The sequence below is a fragment of the Thioclava sp. ISO4 genome, assembly GCF_058105145.1.
Genome location: NZ_CM176571.1, coordinates 116,430 through 139,830, shown reverse-complemented (window position 1 = coordinate 139,830; position 23,401 = coordinate 116,430). Strand labels below are relative to the sequence as shown.

The following is a 23,401-nucleotide window of genomic DNA, read 5'->3' as shown; positions in this document are numbered from 1 at the left end:
GGTCTGACTGCTGAAGACAAACGAAAGCCCCGCCAGAGATGGCGGGGCTTTTGCTTTGGAAGGTTGGGCGATCAGGCTCCGTCGGAGATCCAGCCGTCGATCAGCGCATCGAGCGCCTCCCAGTCGGTATATTCGATATCGGCGTCGAGATCGGCATCGGGGTCCTTCTTCGCCACGATCCGGCGCATCACGAACCGGCGGAAGATATCGTATTTCGACGGCAGGTAGGCGCCCGCGATTTGTTCGGTCAGATCCGGCGTCCAGCCGGTCGCTGCCTCGAAATCCTTCAGGATCTTGTCGAGGCCGCGCCAATCCTCTGCGTCGTGGCCAGCGGCGGCCAGGGACACGGAGAGAAAGAGGCTCGGGCGGTTCCGGATGATGTCGCGTTGCTCTGCGACGAAATCGGCAAAGCGGCCCTGATAATGTCCGACATGGATCGACGCCGCGAGGATGATCCGGTCGAACCGGTCGAGGTTCATCCCCTCCGCCTCATCGGTGGAAATCAATTCGGCGGAGTGGCCCAAATCGGCGATGCGATCGGCGACGCGCCGCGCGATCTTGCGGGTTTGCCCCTCGCTGGAGGCATAGGCGACGAGTGTTTTCATGCTGCGCTCCCGGTGTCTGGTTGCGCAGCAAGAAAATCAGGTGAGACGCGGCTTGGCTATGATGACGATCAAAGCGCCGGGCTCAGTCCACCCATTTGTAATTGAAGCTGACCGAGATGCGTTCGTCCTCGGCCATGTTCATCGGCACCTCGTGGCGCAGCCAGCTCTCCCAGAGCAGCACCTCGCCGGGCTCGGGGGTGATGTAGATGAAGGGTTGCAGCTCGCGCCGGGCGGTCTTGAGGCGGGTAGGGGCCGCCATCATCCGGGCGCTGCGGGGGTCTTCCAGCTTCAGCGCAGAGGCACCGTCGGGCATCGCGACATAGGTCGTGCCGGAGATTACCGAATGGGGGTGCAGGTGCGAGCTGTGGGTGCCGCCTTCGGGCAGGATGTTGATCCAGAGGTCTTCGAGCACCAGCTTGCCCTCGCCCAGATCGAATTGCAGATCCTCGGCGAAGGCCGCGACGTGCTTGTCGAGCGCCTTCACCATGTCCGCGAAGATCGGGAAGCGCCAGGGCAGGTCGGTGAGCGAAGCGTAGGAGGTATAGCCCGGATAGCCGTTCTCCTCGCACCAGTCCTGCCCGGCCTCGTCATCCTCGGCGATGGCGTAGCACGACGCCTCCAGCTCGCCCGTATCGACCTTCGGGCCGAATTCGGATAGGGCAGAGCGGTAGAGGCGGGTGACGAAGAGGGACTCGATCTGGGGCTTGGGCTCGGACATAAGGGCTCTCGCAACTGGGCGTGGATTTATCCCCCTGTTACGCCAAAGCGGGCCGAAGGCCAAACAATCCTTGCCATATTCGATTCGCTCTGATATTGGCCCCAAGTTCCTGAAATCAGGACCGACATAACCCATCAGAAAGCAGGGTCACCCGCGAGGGGCCCTCTGATGCCAAGAAAGGACCCGGGATGAACGCCCAAGAACTCAAGGCGAAGACGCCTGATGAGCTGCGTGATCAGCTCGTCTCGCTGAAGAAAGAAGCCTTCAACCTCCGCTTTCAGCAGGCCACGAACCAGCTCGAGAACACCGCGCGCATGCGCACCGTTCGTCGGGACGTTGCACGTATCAAAACCGTGCTGAACCAAAAAGCCGCTGAAGCCGCGAAGTAAGGAGAGCTTCCTATGCCCAAACGCATCCTGCAAGGTACCGTGACGTCGGACAAGAACGACCAGACCGTAACCGTTTCGGTCGAGCGCCGCTTCACGCATCCGGTTCTCAAGAAGACGATCCGGAAATCCAAGAAATACCGCGCCCATGACGCGGAAAACCAGTTCAAGACCGGTGACATTGTTCGCATCGAAGAGTGCGCACCCGTCTCGAAGACCAAGCGCTGGCGGGTTGTGGTTTCGGCGTAAGCCGGGGCCATTCGCCAGTATTCGAAACCCTGGGGCCCTTACTGCATAGGCGTCCCCAAAGGTCGGGAGTAACCCCATGATCCAGATGCAGACCAATCTGGATGTTGCTGACAACTCCGGCGCTCGCCGGGTTCAGTGCATCAAGGTCCTCGGCGGCTCGCACCGCCGTTACGCATCCGTGGGCGACATCATTGTGGTGTCGGTCAAGGAAGCGATCCCGCGCGGCCGCGTGAAGAAAGGTGACGTCCGTAAGGCCGTCGTCGTGCGCACCGCCAAAGAAGTTCGTCGCGACGATGGCACCGCCATCCGTTTCGACCGCAACGCCGCCGTCATCCTGAACAACGCGGGCGAGCCGGTCGGCACCCGTATCTTCGGGCCGGTCGTGCGTGAGCTGCGTGCGAAGAACTTCATGAAGATCATCTCGCTTGCTCCGGAGGTGCTGTAATGGCTGCTAAGCTCCGCAAAGGCGACAAGGTCGTCGTTCTCGCTGGCAAGGACAAGGGCAAGCAGGGTGAGATCACCTCTGTCGACCCGAAAGCCGGCAAAGCTGTCGTCGACGGCGTGAACGTTGCGATCCGCCACCAGCGTCAGACCCAGTCCAACCAGGGCGGTCGCCAGCCCAAGGCTATGCCGATCGACCTGTCGAACCTGGCTCTGATGGACGCAAACGGCAAAGCCACCCGCGTCGGCTTCCGCGAGGAAGACGGCAAGAAGGTGCGTTTCGCCAAGACCACGGGGGATGCGATCTGATGCTCGATCAAGCTACCTACACTCCGCGTCTTCGCGCTCTTTACCGCGACACCATCAAGGCGGCGCTGAAAGAAGAGTTCGGCTACAAGAACGACATGATGATCCCGAAGCTCGACAAGATCGTGCTGAACATGGGCGTCGGCGAAGCCGTGAAAGACACCAAGAAGGTCAAGCAGGCCGCCGAAGAGCTCTCGCTCATCGCTGGTCAGAAGGCCGTGATGACCAAGGCGAAGAAGTCGATCGCTGGCTTCCGCGTCCGGGAAGAGATGCCGCTGGGTACGAAAGTGACCCTGCGCGGTGACCGGATGTACGAATTCCTCGATCGCCTGATCAACGTTGCTATGCCGCGCGTTCGCGACTTCCGCGGCGTGAAGCCGTCCTTCGACGGTCGTGGCAACTTCGCAATGGGCCTCAAGGAGCACATCGTGTTCCCCGAGATCGACTTCGATAAGGTCGATGAGGTTCTGGGTATGGACATCATCATGGTGACCACGTCTGACGTGGATGCCGAAGCGAAGGCGCTGTTGAAGCATTTCAACATGCCCTTCAACGCCTGATCGCGGAGGAACGAAACTTATGGCTAAGAAATCCATGGTTGCGCGCGAAGCGAAGCGCCAGCGTCTTGTGAACAAGTACGCTGACAAGCGGGCCGCGCTCAAGGAAATCATCAACGACCAGGAGCGCCCGATGGAAGAGCGCTTCAAGGCGTCGCTGAAACTCGCGGAACTCCCGCGCAACTCGTCGGCGGTCCGGCTGCACAATCGTTGCCAGCTCACGGGTCGTCCCCACGCTTACTACCGTAAGCTCAAACTCTCGCGGATCATGCTGCGTGACCTGGCCTCCTACGGTCAGATCCCCGGCATGGTGAAGTCGAGCTGGTAAGGAGGGCGACATGTCTGTGAACGATCCTCTCGGCGATATGCTGACCCGCATCCGCAACGCACAACTGCGTGGCAAATCCACCGTCCGCACCCCGGCCTCCAAGCTCCGCGCTTGGGTTCTCGACGTGCTGGCTGACGAAGGCTACATCCGTGGTTACGAGCAGGCGACGTCTGCTGCAGGCCATCCGGAGCTGGAAATCAGCCTCAAGTACTACGAGGGCACCCCGGTCATCCGCGAGCTGCAGCGCGTCTCGACCCCCGGTCGCCGCGTGTACATGGCCGCGAAAGACGTTCCGTCGGTCCGTCAGGGCCTCGGCGTCTCGATCGTCTCGACCTCGAAGGGCGTGATGTCGGATGCAAACGCACGTTCCGCCAATGTTGGCGGCGAAGTGCTCTGCACCGTGTTCTAAGGAGGGCTCAATGTCTCGTATTGGTAAGAAACCGGTCGAGCTTCCCAGCGGCGTTACGGCGCAGCTGTCGGGCCAGACCATCGAAGTGAAGGGGCCGAAAGGCACCCGTTCCTTCACCGCGACCGACGATGTGAGCCTCAAGCTTGAGGATAACATCGTCACCATCACCCCGCGTGGCCTCTCGAAGCGTGCGCGCCAGCAGTGGGGCATGACCCGCTCGCAGGTCGCGAACCTCGTGCAGGGCGTGACCGAAGGCTTCAAGAAGGAGCTGGAGATTCAGGGTGTTGGTTATCGTGCGCAGATGCAGGGCAACGTCCTGAAGCTGTCGCTCGGTTATTCGCACGAAGTCAACTTCGAGGTTCCGGAGGGCGTGACTGTCACCGCTCCGAAGCAGACCGAGATCGTTGTGGAAGGTTCTGACCAGCAGCAGGTGGGCCAGGTCGCGGCAAATATCCGCGAATGGCGTGCTCCCGAGCCCTATAAGGGCAAGGGCATCCGCTACAAGGGTGAGTATATCTTCCGCAAAGAAGGTAAGAAGAAGTAAGGAACGCGAAAATGGCAAACAGCAAACGGGATCTGTTCCTCAAGCGCCGCCTGCGCGTCCGGAACAAGCTTCGCAAGATGGCCGCTGGTCGCGCCCGTCTTTCGGTGCATCGTTCGTCGAAGAACATCAGCGTTCAGCTGATCGACGACGTCAACGGTCGCACTCTGGCCGCCGCTTCCACGCTCGAGAAAGATCTCGGTGTGGTCGGCAAGAACAACGTCGAAGCGGCAGCCAAAGTTGGTGCCGCGATCGCCGAGCGTGCGAAGAAGGCCGGTGTCGAAACCTGCTACTTCGACCGCGGTGGCTTCCTGTTCCACGGGAAGATCAAGGCGCTCGCCGACGCAGCCCGCGAAGGCGGTCTGAAGTTCTAAGACTGGTGGGGGACGTTCGCGTCCCCCCGATGATCCGGGCCGCGTCCTTCGGGGCGGGGCACCTGGATTGAGACAAACGGCGTGAAACCACGCCATCACGAGAAGGAATGCCTCATGGCAGAACGTGACAACCGCCGGGGCCGCCGCGACGACCGCGACGAAAACCCGGAATTCGCCGATCGCCTCGTCGCGATCAACCGCGTGTCGAAAACCGTGAAGGGTGGTAAGCGCTTTGGCTTCGCAGCCCTCGTGGTCGTCGGCGACCAGCGTGGCCGTGTCGGCTTCGGCAAAGGCAAGGCCAAAGAGGTTCCGGAAGCGATCCGCAAAGCCACCGAGCAAGCGAAGCGCAACCTGATCCGCGTCCCGCTGCGCGATGGCCGCACGCTGCACCACGACATCGAGGGCCGTCACGGCGCTGGTAAGGTCGTGATGCGCACCGCACCGGAAGGTACCGGGATCATCGCCGGTGGTCCGATGCGTGCCGTGTTCGAGATGCTGGGCGTGAAGGACGTCGTGTCGAAATCGACCGGCACCCAGAACCCCTACAACATGATCCGTGCCACGCTGAACGGTCTGACCCGCGAAGCAAGCCCCCGTCAGGTGGCTGCGCGCCGCGGCAAGAAAGTGGCCGACATCCTCAAGAAGCCCGAGGCTGAGGCACCTGCCGAAGCCACGGAAGCGTAAGGAGAGCGATCAATGGCTACCATCGTCGTCAAGCAGATCGGTTCGCCGATCCGTCGCCCCGCCATTCAGCGTGCTACGCTGAAAGGTCTGGGTCTGGACAAGATGAACCGTACCCGTGAGCTGGAAGATACCCCGGCCGTGCGCGGTATGGTCGCGAAAATCCCGCACCTCGTCGAAATCGTCGAAGAGCGCGGCTGAGCCGACCGGTTCGTCTGAATAACGGAACGCCCCGACCGAAAGGCCGGGGCGTTTTGCATTCGTGGAGTGTGGCTCTCGGTGGGGGAGAGGCTTCCGGTCGACAGCGTGTGATACATGTCAATCAGTGCGGCGAGGAGGACCGGATCTTCTGCCGATATGAGCGGCGCTCGCGCCGGCGATGCACTAAGTGCCACGATCGCGATCACGGTGATCATCGCGCCGAAATCCTGTTCCATATCGGGAGTGAAAACACCTCGGCCACTCCGTCTCGGGACAGTCGAGCGTAATATTCGTGCGAATGGCGGAAGTTGCCGCCGATGTGACCGCGCGCCGCAGGTCCACGTAACGGCATGTCATTTCTTTAATTTTTCTTCACGAAATCCGGAACCGAATGTGACACACTGGGTTGGTTGGATATCGTTGCATCCTGAAATAGGGTGCCGCGCTTCAAGACTGAGGGACGGATCGATATGTTTGAAAAGATTATGGTTCCGATCGACCTGCGTCACGTCGAGAAGATGGACAAGACGTTGAAAGTCGCTTCGGAGATCGCTGCGAAACACGATGCAGAAGTCGTGTTTATCGGTGTTACAAGCCAAGAGCCGAGCGAATTCGGCCACAATGCCAAGGAATATGCCGCGAAGCTGGACGCCTTCGCGCAAGGCCATGCCAACGAGTTTGGGCATAAGGGGTCGTCGAAGGCGGTCATCGTGCCCGACCCGGCCGTTGATCTCGACAAGACGCTGTTGAAGACGGCCGACGAGCTCGGGGCCGATCTGGTGGTGATGGCCACGCATGTGCCCAACGCGGCCAACTATCTCTTTGCGTCGCATGGCGGCCACCTCGCCGCGCACAGCGATGCGTCGGTGTTTCTCGTACGTGGATAACGCGGACCAATATAACCAATAAGGACAGGAGGACGGCATATGGCCGAACCTGAAGAAGTTCAGGGCATCCCTGCCCCCGAAGGGGACACACAACTGATCGAGACCGATTATGAGATCGGTCAAGACAACGTCGAAGGGCATGTAGGGCCCTTCGGTTTCGACATTCACAACCCTGTTTTCATGATCTCGGCGTTGTCCATCGTGGCCTTCGTCTTCTACGCGCTGGCTCTGCCGGAGCAGGCGAGTTCGCTGTTCGGCGCGATGCGCCCGTGGCTGACCTCGACCTTCGACTGGTTCTTCATGAGCGCCGCGAATATCTTCGTCATCTTCTGCCTCGCGCTGATCGTCTCGCCCTATGGCGCAGTGCGTCTGGGCGGCACGGATGCGGAGCCGGACTTCACCTATATGGGGTGGTTCGCGATGCTCTTCGCAGCCGGTATGGGCATCGGCCTGATGTTCTTCGGCGTGCTCGAGCCGGTCTATCACATGGCGGTCTCGCAGCCTCTGGGCACGCCTTCGCCCTTCGATGCGGATGGCAATCTGATCCCGGAGAATGTCGCGCGGGCCAAGGAAATGGGCCTCGCCGCGACGATCTATCACTGGGGTCTGCACCCCTGGGCGATCTATGCGGTCGTGGCACTCGCGCTGGCGCTGTTCTCCTATAACAAGGGTCTGCCGCTGACGATCCGTTCGGCCTTCTACCCGATCTTCGGCGAGAAGGTCTGGGGTTGGACCGGCCATATCATCGACATCATCGCGGTGTTCGCGACGCTGTTCGGCCTTGCGACCTCGCTCGGCTTCGGCGCGCAGCAGGCGAATGCGGGCCTCAACCACGTCTTCGGCGTTCCGATCGACACAACGGTCCAGATCATCCTGATCACGCTGATCACCGGCGTTGCGCTGTTCTCGGTGCTGCGCGGCCTCGATGGCGGCGTGAAGCTGCTCTCGGAGATCAACATGGGGATCGCGGCGCTGCTGCTGCTCTTCGTGCTCTTCGCGGGTCCGACGCTGATGATCTTCACCGATTTCGGTCAGGGGCTTCTGGCCTATGCGAAAGACATCATCCCGCTGTCGAACCCGATCGGGCGCACGGATGACAGCTATCGCGACGGCTGGACCGCGTTCTACTGGGCGTGGTGGATTTCCTGGTCGCCCTTCGTCGGTATGTTCATCGCCCGCGTGTCGCGTGGCCGCACCGTGCGCGAGTTCATCATCTGCGTGCTGCTGATCCCGTCGCTCGTCTGCGTCCTGTGGATGGCGGTCTTCGGTGGCGTCGCGATTGACCAAGTCATCTCGGACCCGGCGGGCTCGATGGTGAAGGCGAACGTGATCGACAGCTACAACCCGCCGCTGTCGCTGTTTGCGATGCTGGACGGGCTGCCGCTGGCCTCGATCACCTCGGTCATCGCGATCATCCTGGTCATCGTGTTCTTCGTGACCTCGTCGGACTCCGGCTCGCTCGTGATCGATACGATCACGGCAGGCGGCAAGGTCGATGCGCCGGTTCCGCAGCGTGTGTTCTGGGCCACTTTCGAGGGCGCAGTCGCGATCGTGCTGTTGATCGGCGGCGGTCTGAGCGCGCTACAGGCGATGGTGATCTCCACCGGTCTGCCCTTCACGCTGGTTCTGCTGGTGATGTGTTGGGCGATCTGGAAAGGTCTGCGCAGCGAACCACGCTAAGCTGACCGATTATCGAGACAGAGGCGCGCGGGGGAAACCTCGCGCGCCTTTTCCTATGTCGCGCGGCGTCTGGAAACGCGGCGCGTCTGCGTATATGACCCGGCGCATGTCTGACGGCGCGACCCCATCCTCCGCGAGCCATATCGCGATTTCCGATCTCGGCCACGATCTTGACGGTCGTCCGGTGTTGGAGGGGATTTCGCTGGAGACCCGCGCCCGCCGCATCGGCGTGGTGGGGCGCAACGGGTCGGGAAAATCCACCCTGTCGCGGCTGATGGCGGGGCTGATCGCGCCGAGCCGGGGCAGTCTGCGGATCAACGGGCACGATCTGGCCGCCGACCGGAAGGCCGCGCTGCACGAGGTCGGCATCCTGTTCCAGAACCCCGATCATCAGATCATCTTCCCGACCGTGATCGAGGAGATTTCCTTCGGGCTGCGTCAGCAGGGGATGAAGAAGGCCGAGGCCGAAGCTGCGGCCGATCGTACCTTGGAACAGTTCGGCAAAGCGGCGTGGCGCGATGCCTATGTGACGACGCTCAGCCAGGGCCAGAAGCAGCTTCTGTGCCTGATGGCGGTGAGCGCGATGGCGCCGAACCTGCTGATCCTCGACGAGCCCTTCTCGGGCCTCGACATCCCGACCAAGGCGCAGCTGGGCCGGGCGCTGACGCTCTATCGCGGGACGCTGGTGCAGGTGACGCACGATCCGCGCGAGCTGGAACATTACGACGAAATCCTCTGGCTCGACCAAGGACGGTTGCGGATGCATGGCGCGGCGCGCGAGGTGCTGCCTGCCTACGTCGAAGAGATGACCCGCGCGGGAGAGGCCGATGATATCGCTCAGCTCTCCCGTTAAGACAGCCGCCCATGACTGGCCTGCGGGCCTGAAGCTCGCAGCGCTCTGCGTGGCGACCGTGGGCCTGTTCTATATCGAAAACCCGCTGATCCTTGCGGGCGTCGTGACCGCGATCGCGATCGCCTATGCCTTGCCGGGCCGCGCCTTCCTGCGCGCGGGGCTGGCGGCGCTGAAACTGCTCTGGCCCTTCATCGTGATCGTCGCGATCTGGCAGGTGGTGATCGGCGAGCTGGTGCAGGGCGCGGTGATCGTGATGCGGATGATCTCTGCCGTGGCGCTGGCGAACCTCGTGTCGATGACGACGCGGCTGAGTGATATGATCGCGGTCGTGCGCTGGCTGACGACACCGTTGCGCCGCTTCGGGCTGTCTACCGCCGCGCTGGAGATCGCAATCGCGCTGGTGATCCGCATGGTGCCGGTGCTGACCAACAAAGGGGGGCGCCTCACCGAGAGCTGGCGCGCCCGCGCCACCCGGCGGCCAAGCTGGCGGCTGGTGCTGCCCTTTACACTTCTTGCGCTTGACGATGCCGACCATGTCGGCGATGCGCTTCGGGCCCGAGGAGGGCTCACATCCGAGAGGGAGACTTGAGATGGAAAAGAATGTCGCGCTGATCGCGCTGTTTGCGGCCCTGATTGCAGTGCTCGCGCTGATCCCGAAAATCACGCTGGGCTTCGGGGTGCCGATCACGGCGCAGAGCCTTGGCATCATGCTGGCCGGGGCGGTGCTGGGCTCGAAGCGCGGTGCGCTCGCGGTTCTGCTGTTCCTGCTGCTGGTGGCCGTGGGGCTGCCGCTGCTCGCAGGCGGTCGCGGCGGGCTTGGCGTCTTCTTCGGCCCGACGGGCGGCTTCCTGTTCAGCTGGCCGCTGGCGGCGTGGCTGACCGGCTTCATCGTCGAGAAGTGGCGCTCGGTGCCGCTGGGTGCCTCGGTCTTCGTGGGGGCGATCCTTGGCGGGATCGTGCTGTCCTACGCGATGGGGGTCGTCGGGCTGTCGCTCGCGCTTGGCAAGAGCCTGATCGAGAGCACCTCGCTGATGCTGGTCTTCATTCCGGGCGATCTGATCAAGGCGGCGGTCGTCGCGGCGCTGACCGTGTCGCTGGCGCGTGCACGCCCCTCCAGCGTTCTGTCGCGCAACTGAGGGACGCAGCGTGGCGCTGCTGCTGATCCATACGGGCGGCACGATCGGCATGGTCGCCTCGGATGCGGGCTTCGTGCCGCAGCAGGGTGTGGTCGAGGCGTTCCTCGCCACCTTGCCCGAGGGGCGCGCGGTCGAGACCCTGCGCCTCGATCCGCTGATCGACAGCGCCAATGCCACGCCCGCCGACTGGGACCGGATCGCCGAGACCATCGCCGCGCATCACGACCGCTGCGACGGCGTGATCGTGACCCACGGCACCGATACGCTGGCCTATACGGCGGGGGCTTTGTGCTTCGCGCTCGAAGGGCTGGGCAAGCCGGTGATCGTGACCGGCTCGATGCTGCCGCTGTCGGTCGAGGGCAATGACGGCGCGCGCAATCTGCGTGATGCGATCGCGGCGGCGGGGCAGGCGGAGCCCGGCGTCTGGGTGCAATTCGCCGGACGCCTGCTGCACGGCGCGCGGGTCCGCAAAAGCCATTCGCGCGCCTTCGACGCCTTCGCCGCCGATCCCTCCGACATCCCGCCCCGCCAGCCGGGAGAGCGCCTGACGCGCCACCCGATCCGGCCCGCCCGGATTGCCGTTCTGGCTGTCGCGCCGGGGGCGGAGGAGAGCCTTCTCGAGCATGCGGCCAAGACCTGCGACGGTCTGGTGCTGCGCTGCTACGGCTCGGGCACCGCGCCCGACACGCCCGGCGTGCGGGCAGCGCTCGTCACTGCGCAAGAACGCGCGATCCCCGTCATCGCGGTCAGCCAATGCCCCGAGGGCGGCATGGCGCTTGGCACCTATGCGGCGGGGGCGGTGCTGCGCGATCACGGCGTGATCGACGGGCGCGACATGACGCCGGAGGCGGCCTATACCAAGCTTTCCCATGTCCTCTCGCTCGACGACCCGCAGGCGCGGGCTGCACGCCTTTCCCGCGCGCTTTGCGGAGAATACACGCCCTGATCTGAGGGGCTCACGCCGGTTTTTCGGAACGCCTTCGCCCGCCTTTCCGTTAGGAGAGCGAACCCCGAAAAGGAGCCCCTCCCATGGCCGACGGCAATAACAAACCGAAATCCTCCAATTCGAAATTGCCTAGCCAAAAGCGGGCGCGCAAGGCGACCGGGGTTGCGCCCGTCGAACAGCTCCAGAGCCGCGTCGAGGCCTATCGCGAGCTTGCCGGGGCCTATGTGAAATACCCCTGCGTGATGCGGCCGGGCGATCTGACGGGGCTCGCGCGTCGCCTGCATGTGCGCTCGACGATCATCGAGGACCACGCGGTGCGTATCGACGAGAAGGCCGAGGGCGCGGGCGAGAAGTTCGAGGAACTGGCGGATTCGCTGTTTTCCTTCTTCCGCGGCACCTCGCTTCTGTTTCACCGCGACATGCTGGGCGAGGATGAGCGGATGCCGACGGTGCTGGCGCTCGGGGACGTTCATCCGGAGAATTTCGGGATCATGCCCAATGCCGATAACGTGCCGATCTTCGGCGTGAACGATTTCGATGACGTGCTCTACGGGCCTTTCACCTGGGACCTGAAGCGCGGGATCACGGGCTTCCTGATCGCGGCCAAGGAAGAGGGCGATCAGAAGAAAAAGCACCGCGAGAAGATCGTGCGAAAATTCGTCGAGGGTTATCGCGACGGTATGGAGTTCTATGCCCGCCACGACAAGGAGGCGAGCCAGCAGATGCGCCCCGATAACAGCCCGAAGGTGATCCGGCGGATGTTCAAGAAGGCGCGCAAGAGCCGGAAGAAATGGCTCTGGGATCGCTATCTCAACGAGACCGGGCGGGGCTTCCGGGCGAATGACGAGCTGACGCCGATCTCCAGCCGGATCTCGGAGTTTCAGGCATACATCAATGACGTGGCCAAGCAGAACGGGATCGATCCGGGCGGTCGCGCGGGTGAGCTTAAGGTGAAGGATGTCTGCATCCGCCACGGGCAGGGCACCGCCTCGCTGGGGCTGCCGCGCTACTATTGCCTGATCGAAGGTCCGAGCAAGGATGCCAGCGACGATCTGATCATCGAGTTCAAGCGCGCCCGCCAATCCGCGCTGGAAGGCCTCGTGCCCGAGAATGATTTCGTCGCCGGCGATAAGGGCGACCGGATCGCGCATGGCCAGCGGGTCCATCTGGCGCAGGGCGACGTGTTCTACGGCAGCGTGGAGATCGACGAGATGAGCTTCATGTCGCGCGAGCGCGCGCCCTTCCGCGACGATATCGACCTCGACGATCTGTCGAAGGGCAGCTGGCGTGACTATGCCCATGCCTGCGGTCAGGCGCTGGCGCAGGCCCATGCGCGCTCCGACGATGCGGGCGAGCTGGATTACCGGATCGAACCGCGCATCATCGAGGCGATGCAGCCTTTCGACCTGTTCGTTGACGACTTGCTGTGTTTCGGGCGCGAGGCGGTCAAGCGGCTCAAGCGCGATCACAAGTTCTTCAAGATGGATTTGAAGCGCGGCGCCTTCGACATGACGCAGAAACACTACCGCTAGGGGCTCGGGCTGGCCCCGCGCCGGGCCACCTCAACAAGAAGTTACCGCTCTCCGAGCCTGTTCTGGCCAACGATATGACTGCAGCAGGCGACGCCACTCGACGGTGCACGCTATGCAAACTACGTGGTTCGGTATCCCCGCGCGATCACCCCGCGCGAGGTCATGCTGGGGGAGGTCGCACATCATGCATCCTGACGAGATCGCGAGTGCTGGAGAGGCGTTGGCCGCGGCGCATGCCGGGGAGACGCTCGATGGGCTGACGGCGTTGCCGAGATTTCCGGCGGAGGCCTACGCGGTGCAGGCCGAGAGTCTGCGCCACCTCGGCCCTGTGGGCGGCTGGAAACACGCGCTTCTGGGAGGCCGCGACCTGTCCTGCGCGCCGGTATTGGCGGCCGCAATCCATCCTTCGGGCGCAAGCCTCGCCTTAGCGCCCGATGCGCGGATTGAACTGGAAATCGCCGTACGACTGCGCGCCGATATCGCGCCCGAGGCCAAGCCGGTAGAGATTTTCGAGGCGATCGGCGGCCTGCATATCGCTTTCGAGCTGCTGCAATCGCGCTTCACCGCGCGCGAGACCCAGCCGCCGATTGCCCAGATGGCGGACCGGTTTTCGAACCAGGCAATCATTCTTGGCGACGAGATCCCCGATTGGCGCGCGCGCGACCTGTCGCGCTTGCCGCTTTCGATCGGCGTGCCCGAAGACCCGTCCGCGATGGCTGCAGGCATGTCGTTCTCCGAGATCGTGAGCTTCCTCAGCTTCCTTGCCGAACGCGCCTCGGTGATCGGCCCGGGGCTGCGGGCGGATCACTACGTGGTCACAGGAGCCCGCATCGGTCCGAAACCGCTAGCTGCGGACACGCAGGTGCAGGGGGTGCTCGATGGCTACCAAGTCTCGCTGACGACCTACAAGCACTGAAGGCGCAAGCTGGAGGTTCACGAACGGCTTCACCAGCGCCCAACGCAGATCCGGCCTGACCGAGCCGGGCCGATCCACATCATCGCGCCTTCGCCATCACCCGCCCATGCCGGTCGCGGCACTCTCGAGCGCGTCGATCAATGCCGACAGCTCGCGCCCCGGCTGGGTGGTGCCGCGCAGGGTGATCCCGACCGGTCCGCCCAGCGGCGCATGGCGCAGGGGCAGCACCGCCAGCGACCCGGACTCGATCTCGTCGCGGACCACGCCTTCGGAGATGAACCAGACCGTATCGGTGCCCTGAACGATCGCGCGGCCGAATTCATGCGAGACGTTCTCGTATTCGGGGCCGGGGTCGCTGAGCCCGACTGAATGCAGCCACGCGTGCACCTGTCCGGCAATCATCGCCCCTTTGGGCGGCAGCATCAGCGGGTGGCGGGCCAGGTCGCCCACCGACCAGTCGGACCGCAGCAGCGAATGGCCGGGGCGCACCACCGGCAGGACCCGCTCCCAGAACAACTGGCGAAAGACCAGTCCCTCGATATTGCCCTCGGGCGGCATGCGCCCGACCACGAGGTCGAGGCTGCGTTCGCGCAGTTGCGACAGCAGCAGCCAGTTCGGCCCGGTGGCGACACGCAGGAGGCAGTCGGGATGGGCCTCTTTGAAGGCCATGACGGCGCGCGGCGCCAGCGCCCCCGCAGCGGTGGGAAGCAAGCCAAGCGCGAGTTTCGGGCGCGGGGCGGGCGGAGACACGACGAGCCGCTGCGCCTCTTCCAGATCGGCAAGCGCCGCGCCCGCGCGGGTGGCGAAAATCTTGCCTGCGGGGGTCAGAACCAGCCGCCGCCCCGTGCGATCGAACAAGGCGGCGCCAAGCAGCTCCTCAAGCTCGCGGATCGTCTTGGAGGCGGCGGGCTGGCTGACATGCAGCGCCTCGGCCGCTGCCGAAAGCGACCCGCGCCGGGCGGTCTCGAGAAACACGCGCAGATGGCGCAGCCGGAGAAGGGGGTCGAGCAATTCATAACCCTGAAGTTAAGTTAGACGACGAATAATATAATTTCTACGCGCTGCCCGCCAGCGTATACCTGAGGCAGGAGGATCCATGCAGGTAACCATGCCCCCATCCGGTTGCAGTTTGCAGTCTCGAAACGCGGCGCTGTGCGATGGCCGGGCCGTGTTCATTGCGCAGTCGCGCATCCGAGCTGGCGCGTTTGCTGCCTGTGTCGAGAGGATCCTCTGAATGAAAGACCGTCTCGATAAAGGCATGGAGCTGCGCCGCGCCGTTCTCGGACATGCGCATGTGAACCGCGCCGCAGCCGCGCGCAGGCCGGTCGACGAGCCGTTTCAGGAGCTCGTTAACGTCTCGGCCTCGGACCGGATCGACCAGCGCGCGCGCTCGATGCTGACCTTGGCGCGGTTCGCCGCGACCGGTAACTTCGACGCAATCCCGATCGATGTCCGGGCCAGCGCGCGCCAACCACGCTTTGAAACTTGCCAAACAGACCTATGCGGAAATGGAGGAGACCGCCGATGAATGACCTAGGCCCCCTGATCCCGCGCAACCGCGCGATCCACCCGACCCCCTATGATCCGGCCTACAAGACGAGCGTGTCGCGCTCGCCCAACCTGCCGCTGCTGTCGATGGAGAGCAGCCCCTCCGAAGAGACCGGGCCGACCTTCGGGCACAACCGCTTCGGCGCGCTCGACAACAACCTGATCCTGAACTGGACCAAGGGGGCGGCGCCTGCGGTGGGGGAGCGGATCATGATGCATGGCCGTGTCCTCGACGAGAATGCGCGTCCGGTGCCCAACACGCTGATCGAGATCTGGCAGGCCAATGCGGGCGGGCGCTACCGGCACAAAAAGGACAGCTATTTCGCGCCGCTCGATCCGAATTTCGGCGGCTGCGGGCGCACGATGACCGACGAGAACGGCTATTACCAGTTCCTCACGATCCGCCCCGGCGCCTACCCGTGGCCGAACCGCGGCAATGACTGGCGTCCGATGCATATCCACATTTCGGTCTATGGTCACAGCTTCGGCCAGCGGCTGATCACCCAGATGTATTTCGAAGGCGATCCGCTTATCGACCATTGCCCGATCGCGGCGACGATCAAGTCGCGATCGCAGCTCGACCGGCTGGTCGCGCCGCTCGATCTGGCGCATTCGCGCCCGCTCGATTTCCTCGCCTACAAGTTCGACATCGTGCTGCGCGGCCGCCGCCAGACCATGTTCGAAAACAAGCTGGAGGGCATGTGAGATGGTCCAGAAACTCGAAACGCTTCAAGAAACCCCGTCCCAGACCGCAGGGCCTTACGTCCATATCGGGCTGATGCCGACCTATGCGGGCAATGCGGGCGCCTACGATCAAGAGATCGGCGAAAGCCCGATCGGCGAGGGCGTGCAGGGCGAAGTCATCGAAATCGTAGGCTCGGTCTATGATGGCACCGGCTGGGCGTTGCGCGACGCGATGATCGAAAGCTGGCAACCCGACGCAGAGGGCCGCTTTCCCGGTCAGGAAGGCGCCGATCCGGCGGTCCTGGGTCTGTGCCGGTTCGCGGCGGATGCCGAGAGTGGCGAATTCACTCTGCGCACGGTCAAGCCCGGCGCGGTCAAGGGGCGCGGCGGCAAGGTGAGCGCGCCGCATATTTCGCTCTGGATCGTGGCGCGCGGGATCAATATCGGCCTCAACACCCGGATCTATTTCGAGGATGAGGACAACTCCGCAGATCCGCTTCTGGCCCGGATCGAGCAGCGCCCGCGAGTCGAGACCCTGATCGCGAAGAAGGAAGGTCCGGGGCGTTACCGCTTCGACATCCGGCTTCAGGGTGAGGGCGAGACGGTGTTCCTCGACCTCTGATCGGGGATCAGGTTGAGCAGGCGGGGGCAGCAGGCGCGGCCCCCGCCTCACTATTTCGCGCCTTCGGGAACGGTGAAGCATGGGCCGCAGTGTCTTCGGTCGTCCGTGCCTGCGCGGGGTGTCCGCCGATGTGCAGACTCCCGCGATCTGAAGGCCCGAGGTGCAGCTTTCCCGGATGCGGGTCTTGGTGCCAGCGATCAGGCCGTCAAGCGACCGACCTGAAATCAACGGATCCTGAGCCTGGGAAGATGTGCTTCCGCCTGTTTCCCAATGAAACCTGTGGCCTGACGCGGCCAGGATCACTGGTGACTTGTCGGAGATGCAGTAGTGGAGGCGAGTACCGGAATCGAACCGGCGTACACGGATTTGTGATCCGCGCTTTCCCGCTGATTTCATTGAATTTACTTGTAAACTAAGTGAGTTTGGCTTGCTGTAATATCAGTGACTTAAAGGGCGAGTTGTAAACCGCCCGGGCTTGTAGCGAAAATTGGGTCGGTATCGGCTATATTCGGTGAATCTCGCCCGGAAAAACTGTCTAGCATCGAGGCGGAGATCGGCGGCTGGCACCAGACAGCGGCTTCAGGCGACAAGTTTCCGCTCGAGTTGGACATCCCTCTGGGGCGACAATTCGACGTTGCTTCCCCGACTAGGCTCAGGACGCATAGCCAATAGATGACCGTAGCGGCGAAAGCTATTGCGGAGGCCAATGAGGTCGCACAGGCAATCGCGCTGTTGCTCTCCGACGAGGCCGGTTTGCTCACCGGTGCTGTGCTGCCGGTCGATGGTGGTTTCCTGTCCGCCTGACCTCACCCAGGAAGCTATCTCACGAAACCTGCGGCCCATGCTGCTCTAACTCAGCCCTTAACCAGTCCCTCCTTGCGCCACGCGTCGAAGATCTCAAGCGCGGCTGCGGGGAAGTCGGGGTCGTTGATATGGGCCTTCACCTCGTGCAATGCGACATTGTCGGGCGCGCAGGCGCGGATTTCGTCGAAAAAGCCCGATAGCCCCTCGGGGTCGTGCAGATCGTGGCCGGGACGGTCCAGTTCGTGCACCCCGCCCAAGGGCAGCAGCAGCGCGGTCGGTCCCTTTGCCCCAGCCAATTTCTCGCAATGCGCACGCGCCACGGCCCGGCGCTCCGCATGATCGAGCACGACTGAGGTGAGCAGCCGGTTATGCGCGTGACTCGGATGATCTTTCCATTTGTCGGGCAGGGGCTGCCAGCCGACCATGTCGACCAGATCGTGACAGGCAGGGGCGACGATCTGCGGCGTGCCCGAGGCGCCTGCATTCGTCATCCGGTCGGCACCCGCGCTGATGGACGAGCCATGCAGGTGGTTGCCGATTTCCTGCGTGGCAAAGTCGAAGACGCAGGCAAAGGCCCCCTGTGCCGCGAGGCTCTCGAAGGCGCGCCCGCCCATGCCCGTGGCGTGAAATACCGCGACCTCGTAGCCGCGCGCTTCCAGTTCGGGCTTCAGCGTCACCATGTATTTCAGGAAGGATTTCCCGAAGGACGTCATCCCGATCAGCGGTTTCGAATGATCGGGCCGTTCTACCGCGCGGGCCGCGCCCAGAACCGCGCCCGCCGCCTGACTAAGCGAGGCTTTGCAGATCGAGTTCAGCCCGTAAAGCCCGCCCGCCCAGAGGATCATCTGCACATCCGCCGCGATCCGTTCGGGCGGCAGAAGCGGCGAGAAAGAGACCGTCGAGACGATATATTTCGGCACCCCGATCGGCAGCGCCGCACATAGGTCGAGCGCCAGATCGGTGCCCATCGTTCCGCCCAGCACGACCATCCCGTCGAACAGGCCCTCGGCGTGGAGTTGCGCGACCAGCGTCGCGCCCCCGCGCGCCATGATCTGCATCGCCTGGTTTTCGTCGCCGCTCGCAATCGCAGCCTCTATAGAAGAGCCGCCCGCTTCGGCCACCTGATGCTTGCTGTAGTCGACCGGGGTCGAGGGGTCGCCGAGAACCGAGACGTCCATGCGCAGGACACGCCCGCCCTGTGCTTCGATCACCTCGCGCAGATAGGTCAGTTCATCGTCCTTGGTGTCGTAAGTGCCGACAACGAGAATGGTGCGATCAGTCATGCGCGCCCCCTTAAAGTTTGATCCAAGCGGTTTTCAGATCGAGATATTTATCGAACGCATGCAGTGACTTGTCATGCCCGTTGCCCGACTGCTTGACCCCGCCCAGGGGCACGGTCAGGTCGGATCCGCCATAGGTGTTCACATGCACGACGCCCGCGTGGATGCCCCGGATCATCCGGTGCGCGCGGCTCAGATCTGCGGTCCAGACGGCCGCAGCCAGCCCGTAATCGGTGCCGTTGGCGATGCGCAGGGCCTCTTCTTCGGTGTCGAACGGGATCACTGCCAGAACCGGGCCGAAGACTTCGCGCTGTGCGATCGGATCGTCGGGGGCGACCCCGGTGATGATCGTGGGCTCCATGAAGAACCCGCCTGTCTCTTCACGGATGCGTTTGCCGCCGAAGACCTGTCGGCCCGCGGCTTCGGCCTCGCTGACGAAGCGGAGGTTCTGCTCCAGCTGACGGGCGGAGTTCACCGCACCGGCCTGCGTCGCGGGGTCGAGCGGATCGCCCACCTGCATCGTCTCGGTGAAGGCGCGCAGCTTCTCGACGAAGGCGTCGTGGATCGAGCGCTCGACCAGCAGCCGAGACCCCGCGATGCAGACTTGGCCGGAATTGCGGAAGATGCCGTTGGCCGCGACCTTCACCGCCGTGTCCAGATCGGGCGCATCGGCAAAGACGATGTTGGGCGATTTGCCACCCAGTTCCAGATAGACGCGTTTGAGGTTCGATTTCGCGGCGTTCTCCAGCAGACGCCGCCCGACCGGACCCGAGCCAGTGAACACGATCACGTCGATCTGCATCGACAGAGCCATCGCTTCGCCGACCACCGCGCCTTCGCCCAGCACGACGTTGAACACGCCCGGCGGCATCCCGGCCTCGAGCGCCAGATCGGCGATACGGCGCAGCGTGAGCGACGCGGTCTCGGCCGGTTTCAGAACGACGGTATTTCCCGCCGCCAGCGCCGGGCCCAGCTTCCATGCGCCGATCATCAGTGGGAAGTTCCATGGTACGATCGCGCCGACCACGCCCACCGGTTCGCGATGCACCAGCCCCAACGCATCGGGCGCGGTGGGGGCGATCTCGCCATAGATCTTGTCGATGGCCTCGGCATAGTAGCGGATCGTTGCGGCGGCGGAGAACGGCTCGGCCTTCAGTGCCATGCCGATCTCGGTGCCGTTGTCGCGCACGCCGAGAACGGCAAGCTCCAGCGCGTTGGTCTCGATCAACGCGGCCCATTTCATGAGCACTGCCTTGCGTGCAGCCGGGGCCAGCCCCGACCAGCGCCCGTCATCGAAGGCCGCGCGCGCGCTGGCGATGGCGGCTTCGGCATCGGTGGTGGTGCCGCGCGCCAGCGTGGTGATCTCGCGCCCGTCGAGCGGTGAGATCACCGGCAATGTGCCACCGTCCGAGGCGGGCTGTGCCGCGCCCTCGATCAGATGCAGGGCAGGGGGGATGTCGGCGCTACGCAGCGCCGCGATCTTGTCAGTATCGAGCATTGCTTACCTCGTGAAACTGTCATGCATGTCGTGATCGTGCGCGCTCTCTGGCTCGCGGTTCTGGCGCTCGCGGTAAAGGCTCGCGAAATGGGCGATCAGAAGTCCGCCGATGGCCAATCCGAGGATTGCCGCGATCGGACGGTCGAAGAAGTCGATCGGCACGTGCACGCGCGCCATCGACGACCGCAACTTGGTTTCCATGATGCCGCCCAGAACCATGCCCAGAACGATCGGGACGATCGGCAGGTTTTGCCGTTTCAGGATCAGTCCGAGGACACCGAACGCGGCAGCAATCGCGCAGTCCACAATCGAGTTGCGCAGTGAATAGACGCCGACGAAGCTGAGCACGAGGATCATCATGCCAAGGAAACGCGTCGGGATCTGGATGATCTTGAGCAGCCAGTTCGACGAGACGAGCATGAACAACACCACGATGATGTTGAGCAAGATCATCGCGATATAGAGCGCGTAGACGAAATCGAGCTTGTTCTGGAACAGCTGCGGGCCGGGGATTACGTTGTGGACGTAGAAGACCGACAGCATCATCGCGGTGAGCGCCTCGCCCGGGATGCCGAGCGCCAGCAGCGGGATCATCGCGGCGGCAGGCACCGCGTTGTTGGCGGCCTCCGAGGCGATCAGGCCTTCGGGACTGCCTTTGCCGAATTCCTCGGGCGTCTTCGAGGTTTTCTGTGCGTAGGTGTAGGACAGAAATTGCGCGGTGAACTCGCCGACGCCGGGGATCATTCCCATCATCACGCCGCAGCTGGCGGCAAAGCCCGCCACCCTTTTGTGGCGTAGGACACCCATCATCGCTCGCCCCATCGAGCCTTCGATGCGCTGCGCATGCGGTGCCGATTCCGGCTCGATCAGCAGGAGGAACGCTTGGCTCAGCGCGAAGAGCCCCAGAACCACCACGATCAGATCAAAGCCCGAATTCAGGAAATCGAAACCAAAGGTGAAGCGCATCGTGTATTTGACGGGCTCCAGCCCGACGGTCTGCAGAAAGATTCCGAAGGCCGCCAGCATCCCGGCCGCAAAGGTCTGGCCGCGATGGGCGAGGATCACCAGGACGATACCCAGCAGCGCGGCCAGGAAAATCTCGCGCGAGCCGAACATCGGCGCGATTTTCGCCAGCACGGGCGACAGCAGGATCAGAGCGATGATCGAGGCGACGCCGCCGAAGAACGAGGCTCCATAGGCGAGGCCAAGCGCGCGCAACGCCTCGCCCTTCTTCGTCATCGGGTGACCGTCATAGGTGGTCAGCGCGTTGACCGCCGTGCCGGGCGTGTTGATCAGGATCGCGGGCAGCGATCCGCCGAACATTGACGACCCGTAGATGCCCAGAAGCATGGTCAAGCCGACCAGCGGCGGCATCGCAAAGGTCGCGGGCAGCAGGATGGCGATTGCGACGGCCGGGCCGACGCCGGGGATCGCACCGATGATCACCCCGCCAATCGAACCGATCAAGAGAGCGACCATAACGTCGAGGCGCATCAGCATCTCTGCGCCGGAAAGCAGCATGTCCATGAGGGACGCTCCTTAGAAGTAGGTCATTAGAATTGCGCGGAAGGGCGCAGGGGCGGCCTCGTAAATCAGTCCGGCGGGGATTTTGACTTGCAGGAAGCTATTGAAAAGCACCACGACGACGACCGAAAACAGGACGGAGATCAGCATCCAGCGCCAGCCGCGGTATCCCAGACGCAGCGTCATCGCGCAGCTGAACAGGATCGTGGCGGGCAGGTATCCGATGAGCGGGACCAGTGCGACATAGGCCATGAACCACACCGCATATTCGAGCGAGCGTAGCCACTGCATGACTTCGCGCCATCGGCCGGGAATGCGCTCCGAGACGAACGAGCCGAGAAGGTGAAACATGCTGAATACAACCATCGCGATGATCGAGATCATCGGCCAGAAGGCGGGTTGCGCGTAGGTCTTCGTGCGCTTGACCCATTCGGTCTGCCACGGCAGGGCGATCAACAAGCCGATGGAGAGCGCGAAGAACAGCACGGCGAAGGCCATGTCACCGGGACGGCGATAGCGCTTGAACAAATCCTCCAGGTTCTTGGTGCGGATCGCCCGGGCAAAGCGGGCGCCCGCGCGCGGAGGGGTCTCGCGCGCGGGGCCTGGAGAGGATGGCTCATTCGCCATTGATGAGACCGTCGATCGTGCCGAGGGTTTCACTGTCATGCGCGATGCGCTGGGTCGCGGTCGCGGCATCTTGCCAGTAGATCAGCGCGCCCGTCTGATCGGCCAGCTCCTTGGCCTTGTCCGAGCTCATGACCTTTTCGGCGACGGCTGCGATCTTTTCGCGCACATCGTCGGGGGTGCCTTTCTTGACGAAGAGGCCATTCCACAGCGCCAGGTCGAGATCCGGTTCCAACTCGCCGACCGTCGGCGTGTCGGGCGTCAGTGGAATACGCTTCTCCCCGATCGATGCCATCACGTTGATATCGTCGAGGCAGGGGAGGATCAGTTGCAGGGTGGTGTTGATCACATCCGCATCGCCCGAGGCCAGCGTGTTGCAGTCGAGCGCGTCGAACGCCGCTTCGGATCCGAAATCGAAGCCCTTTTTCTTCGCGAGTGCGAAGGTCACCTGCGTCGGGATCAGGAAGGAGCCGAAGTGGCCGAGTGCGACGTCGTGGTCCTTGGCATAGCTGGCCAGCTCGTCGATCGTTGCATAGGGCGCGTCCTTCGAGGCGGCGATGACGAACGGGTAGGTCAGGAAAATGCCCACCGGCTCGAAAGGATCGGGGCTGAGTGCGGGGATGCCAACTGAGGGGCCGACCACGGGCACGTCAATCACGAACGAGCCGACCGTGTAGCCATCGGCGGGAGCCTGCGCGACTTCGGCCGCGCCGGGGAAGGGGCCGCCGCCGCCGCCGGGCTTGTTCACCACCGCAGCGGGAACGCCATAGGTCTTCTGGAACTCGTCCGCGATCATCCGGGTCAGCACGTCTTCCAGATCGCCCGGCGGGAACGGGACGACGAATTCGACGGGTTTCTCGGGGTATTCGGCCTGCGCGGGCAGGCCCGCGGCAAGCGGGAGGCCGAGGGCGAGCGCCCCTGCCAGCAGCTTGAAGGTCGAAGTCATGAAGCTCTCCTGTTGAGTGGTTTATTAATTGAACCGTTGGTATCAAATATTCTTGCATCGGGTTTTCTTTTCTGTCAACGTTTCAGTTGAAACGAACAGAAATTTTACGAGAGGCTGCCAAAGGG

General features: G+C 63.4%; 29 protein-coding genes and 2 pseudogenes. 23 read left to right on the top strand and 8 right to left on the bottom strand.

Annotated features, from left to right (window positions below; genetic code table 11):
* Positions 1-71 precede the first annotated feature (71 nt).
* Together AC2TZ7_RS00785 and AC2TZ7_RS00780 are read right to left on the bottom strand one after the other, a co-directional pair.
* Complete coding sequence (locus AC2TZ7_RS00785; protein WP_489865554.1) at positions 72-605, bottom strand: flavodoxin domain-containing protein; 534 nt, start codon at positions 603-605, stop codon at positions 72-74.
* An 82-nt stretch (positions 606-687) separates the two neighbouring features.
* Positions 688-1,323 (bottom strand): 2OG-Fe(II) oxygenase family protein, encoded by a 636-nt coding sequence (locus tag AC2TZ7_RS00780; protein WP_489865553.1) that lies wholly within the window; start codon positions 1,321-1,323, stop codon positions 688-690.
* Positions 1,324-1,511: 188 nt separating this feature from the next.
* Here AC2TZ7_RS00780 and rpmC point away from each other — a divergent pair, with 188 nt between their 5' ends.
* From rpmC to AC2TZ7_RS00685, 19 genes are all read left to right on the top strand, one after another.
* Entirely contained in the window at positions 1,512-1,712 is a 201-nt protein-coding gene (rpmC, locus tag AC2TZ7_RS00775; protein ID WP_075773849.1) for a 50S ribosomal protein L29, read from the top strand.
* Positions 1,713-1,724: 12 nt separating this feature from the next.
* Positions 1,725-1,958, top strand: a complete 234-nt coding sequence (rpsQ, locus tag AC2TZ7_RS00770; protein ID WP_078521280.1) for a 30S ribosomal protein S17 — start codon at positions 1,725-1,727, stop codon at positions 1,956-1,958.
* Between the two features lie 76 nt (positions 1,959-2,034).
* Positions 2,035-2,403, top strand: a complete 369-nt coding sequence (rplN, locus tag AC2TZ7_RS00765) for a 50S ribosomal protein L14 (protein ID WP_075773851.1) — start codon at positions 2,035-2,037, stop codon at positions 2,401-2,403.
* Complete coding sequence (gene rplX, locus AC2TZ7_RS00760) at positions 2,403-2,708, top strand: 50S ribosomal protein L24 (protein ID WP_078521279.1); 306 nt, start codon at positions 2,403-2,405, stop codon at positions 2,706-2,708. The genes rplN and rplX overlap by 1 nt, the downstream gene beginning before the upstream one ends.
* Positions 2,708-3,265, top strand: a complete 558-nt coding sequence (rplE, locus tag AC2TZ7_RS00755; RefSeq protein ID WP_078549282.1) for a 50S ribosomal protein L5 — start codon at positions 2,708-2,710, stop codon at positions 3,263-3,265. Before rplX ends, rplE begins: the two co-directional genes overlap by 1 nt.
* A 19-nt stretch (positions 3,266-3,284) precedes the next feature.
* The gene (rpsN, locus tag AC2TZ7_RS00750) at positions 3,285-3,590 is read left to right on the top strand and encodes a 30S ribosomal protein S14 (RefSeq protein WP_075773854.1); all 306 of its coding nucleotides are present in this window, start codon (positions 3,285-3,287) and stop codon (positions 3,588-3,590) included.
* Between the two features lie 10 nt (positions 3,591-3,600).
* Entirely contained in the window at positions 3,601-3,999 is a 399-nt protein-coding gene (gene rpsH, locus AC2TZ7_RS00745; protein ID WP_152845393.1) for a 30S ribosomal protein S8, read from the top strand.
* Positions 4,000-4,009: 10 nt separating this feature from the next.
* Positions 4,010-4,543, top strand: coding sequence for a 50S ribosomal protein L6 (rplF, locus tag AC2TZ7_RS00740; RefSeq protein ID WP_489865552.1), 534 nt, complete (start codon positions 4,010-4,012; stop codon positions 4,541-4,543).
* Between the two features lie 11 nt (positions 4,544-4,554).
* The gene (gene rplR, locus AC2TZ7_RS00735) at positions 4,555-4,914 is read left to right on the top strand and encodes a 50S ribosomal protein L18 (protein ID WP_075773856.1); all 360 of its coding nucleotides are present in this window, start codon (positions 4,555-4,557) and stop codon (positions 4,912-4,914) included.
* A gap of 114 nt (positions 4,915-5,028) precedes the next feature.
* Positions 5,029-5,598, top strand: a complete 570-nt coding sequence (gene rpsE, locus AC2TZ7_RS00730) for a 30S ribosomal protein S5 (RefSeq protein WP_075773857.1) — start codon at positions 5,029-5,031, stop codon at positions 5,596-5,598.
* A gap of 12 nt (positions 5,599-5,610) precedes the next feature.
* The gene (gene rpmD, locus AC2TZ7_RS00725; protein ID WP_075773858.1) at positions 5,611-5,796 is read left to right on the top strand and encodes a 50S ribosomal protein L30; all 186 of its coding nucleotides are present in this window, start codon (positions 5,611-5,613) and stop codon (positions 5,794-5,796) included.
* A 470-nt stretch (positions 5,797-6,266) separates the two neighbouring features.
* On the top strand, positions 6,267-6,683 hold the full coding sequence (locus AC2TZ7_RS00720) for a universal stress protein (RefSeq protein WP_098412604.1): 417 nt from the start codon (positions 6,267-6,269) through the stop codon (positions 6,681-6,683).
* 39 nt (positions 6,684-6,722) lie between these two features.
* A complete protein-coding gene (locus tag AC2TZ7_RS00715) occupies positions 6,723-8,363 on the top strand; it encodes a BCCT family transporter (protein WP_098412079.1) in 1,641 nt (546 codons plus the stop codon).
* A gap of 106 nt (positions 8,364-8,469) precedes the next feature.
* On the top strand, positions 8,470-9,216 hold the full coding sequence (locus tag AC2TZ7_RS00710) for an energy-coupling factor ABC transporter ATP-binding protein (RefSeq protein ID WP_489865551.1): 747 nt from the start codon (positions 8,470-8,472) through the stop codon (positions 9,214-9,216).
* Positions 9,191-9,805 carry an energy-coupling factor transporter transmembrane component T family protein gene (locus AC2TZ7_RS00705; protein WP_489865550.1) on the top strand — a complete coding sequence of 205 codons (615 nt, stop codon included), beginning with the start codon at positions 9,191-9,193 and terminating at the stop codon, positions 9,803-9,805. Before AC2TZ7_RS00710 ends, AC2TZ7_RS00705 begins: the two co-directional genes overlap by 26 nt.
* 1 nt (position 9,806) lies before the next feature.
* Positions 9,807-10,352 (top strand): biotin transporter BioY, encoded by a 546-nt coding sequence (locus AC2TZ7_RS00700; RefSeq protein ID WP_489865549.1) that lies wholly within the window; start codon positions 9,807-9,809, stop codon positions 10,350-10,352.
* Between the two features lie 10 nt (positions 10,353-10,362).
* On the top strand, positions 10,363-11,298 hold the full coding sequence (locus tag AC2TZ7_RS00695) for an asparaginase (protein WP_489865548.1): 936 nt from the start codon (positions 10,363-10,365) through the stop codon (positions 11,296-11,298).
* Between the two features lie 83 nt (positions 11,299-11,381).
* Positions 11,382-12,830 carry a DUF2252 domain-containing protein gene (locus AC2TZ7_RS00690; protein ID WP_489865547.1) on the top strand — a complete coding sequence of 483 codons (1,449 nt, stop codon included), beginning with the start codon at positions 11,382-11,384 and terminating at the stop codon, positions 12,828-12,830.
* Positions 12,831-13,014: 184 nt separating this feature from the next.
* Positions 13,015-13,746, top strand: coding sequence for a fumarylacetoacetate hydrolase family protein (locus tag AC2TZ7_RS00685; RefSeq protein WP_489865546.1), 732 nt, complete (start codon positions 13,015-13,017; stop codon positions 13,744-13,746).
* 96 nt (positions 13,747-13,842) lie between these two features.
* Here AC2TZ7_RS00685 and AC2TZ7_RS00680 read toward each other — a convergent pair whose 3' ends face one another.
* Positions 13,843-14,757: a LysR substrate-binding domain-containing protein gene (locus AC2TZ7_RS00680; protein WP_489865545.1), complete on the bottom strand. Its 915-nt coding sequence runs from the start codon at positions 14,755-14,757 to the stop codon at positions 13,843-13,845.
* A gap of 223 nt (positions 14,758-14,980) precedes the next feature.
* Between AC2TZ7_RS00680 and AC2TZ7_RS00675 the strand changes: the two are divergent.
* The 4 genes and pseudogenes from AC2TZ7_RS00675 to AC2TZ7_RS00660 form a co-directional block, all read left to right on the top strand.
* A pseudogene (locus tag AC2TZ7_RS00675) lies at positions 14,981-15,278 on the top strand (carboxymuconolactone decarboxylase family protein).
* Entirely contained in the window at positions 15,271-15,999 is a 729-nt protein-coding gene (gene pcaH / locus AC2TZ7_RS00670; RefSeq protein WP_489865544.1) for a protocatechuate 3,4-dioxygenase subunit beta, read from the top strand. Before AC2TZ7_RS00675 ends, pcaH begins: the two are co-directional and overlap by 8 nt.
* Before the next feature lies 1 nt (position 16,000).
* Positions 16,001-16,600, top strand: coding sequence for a protocatechuate 3,4-dioxygenase subunit alpha (gene pcaG, locus AC2TZ7_RS00665; RefSeq protein WP_489865543.1), 600 nt, complete (start codon positions 16,001-16,003; stop codon positions 16,598-16,600).
* Between the two features lie 696 nt (positions 16,601-17,296).
* A pseudogene (locus AC2TZ7_RS00660) lies at positions 17,297-17,404 on the top strand (SDR family oxidoreductase); the annotation flags it as partial.
* Between the two features lie 50 nt (positions 17,405-17,454).
* On the opposite strand, the gene AC2TZ7_RS00655 reads toward AC2TZ7_RS00660, so the two are convergent.
* From AC2TZ7_RS00655 to AC2TZ7_RS00635, 5 genes are read right to left on the bottom strand one after another with little or no spacing between them, the layout of a single operon-like run.
* The gene (locus tag AC2TZ7_RS00655) at positions 17,455-18,687 is read right to left on the bottom strand and encodes a Tm-1-like ATP-binding domain-containing protein (protein WP_489865542.1); all 1,233 of its coding nucleotides are present in this window, start codon (positions 18,685-18,687) and stop codon (positions 17,455-17,457) included.
* Positions 18,688-18,697: 10 nt separating this feature from the next.
* Positions 18,698-20,182: an aldehyde dehydrogenase gene (locus tag AC2TZ7_RS00650; RefSeq protein WP_489865541.1), complete on the bottom strand. Its 1,485-nt coding sequence runs from the start codon at positions 20,180-20,182 to the stop codon at positions 18,698-18,700.
* Between the two features lie 3 nt (positions 20,183-20,185).
* A complete protein-coding gene (locus AC2TZ7_RS00645) occupies positions 20,186-21,709 on the bottom strand; it encodes a tripartite tricarboxylate transporter permease (protein WP_489865540.1) in 1,524 nt (507 codons plus the stop codon).
* Positions 21,710-21,721: 12 nt separating this feature from the next.
* Positions 21,722-22,372: a tripartite tricarboxylate transporter TctB family protein gene (locus AC2TZ7_RS00640; protein WP_489865539.1), complete on the bottom strand. Its 651-nt coding sequence runs from the start codon at positions 22,370-22,372 to the stop codon at positions 21,722-21,724.
* Positions 22,323-23,276 carry a tripartite tricarboxylate transporter substrate binding protein gene (locus AC2TZ7_RS00635; RefSeq protein ID WP_489865538.1) on the bottom strand — a complete coding sequence of 318 codons (954 nt, stop codon included), beginning with the start codon at positions 23,274-23,276 and terminating at the stop codon, positions 22,323-22,325. The genes AC2TZ7_RS00640 and AC2TZ7_RS00635 overlap by 50 nt, the downstream gene beginning before the upstream one ends.
* Positions 23,277-23,401 lie beyond the last annotated feature (125 nt).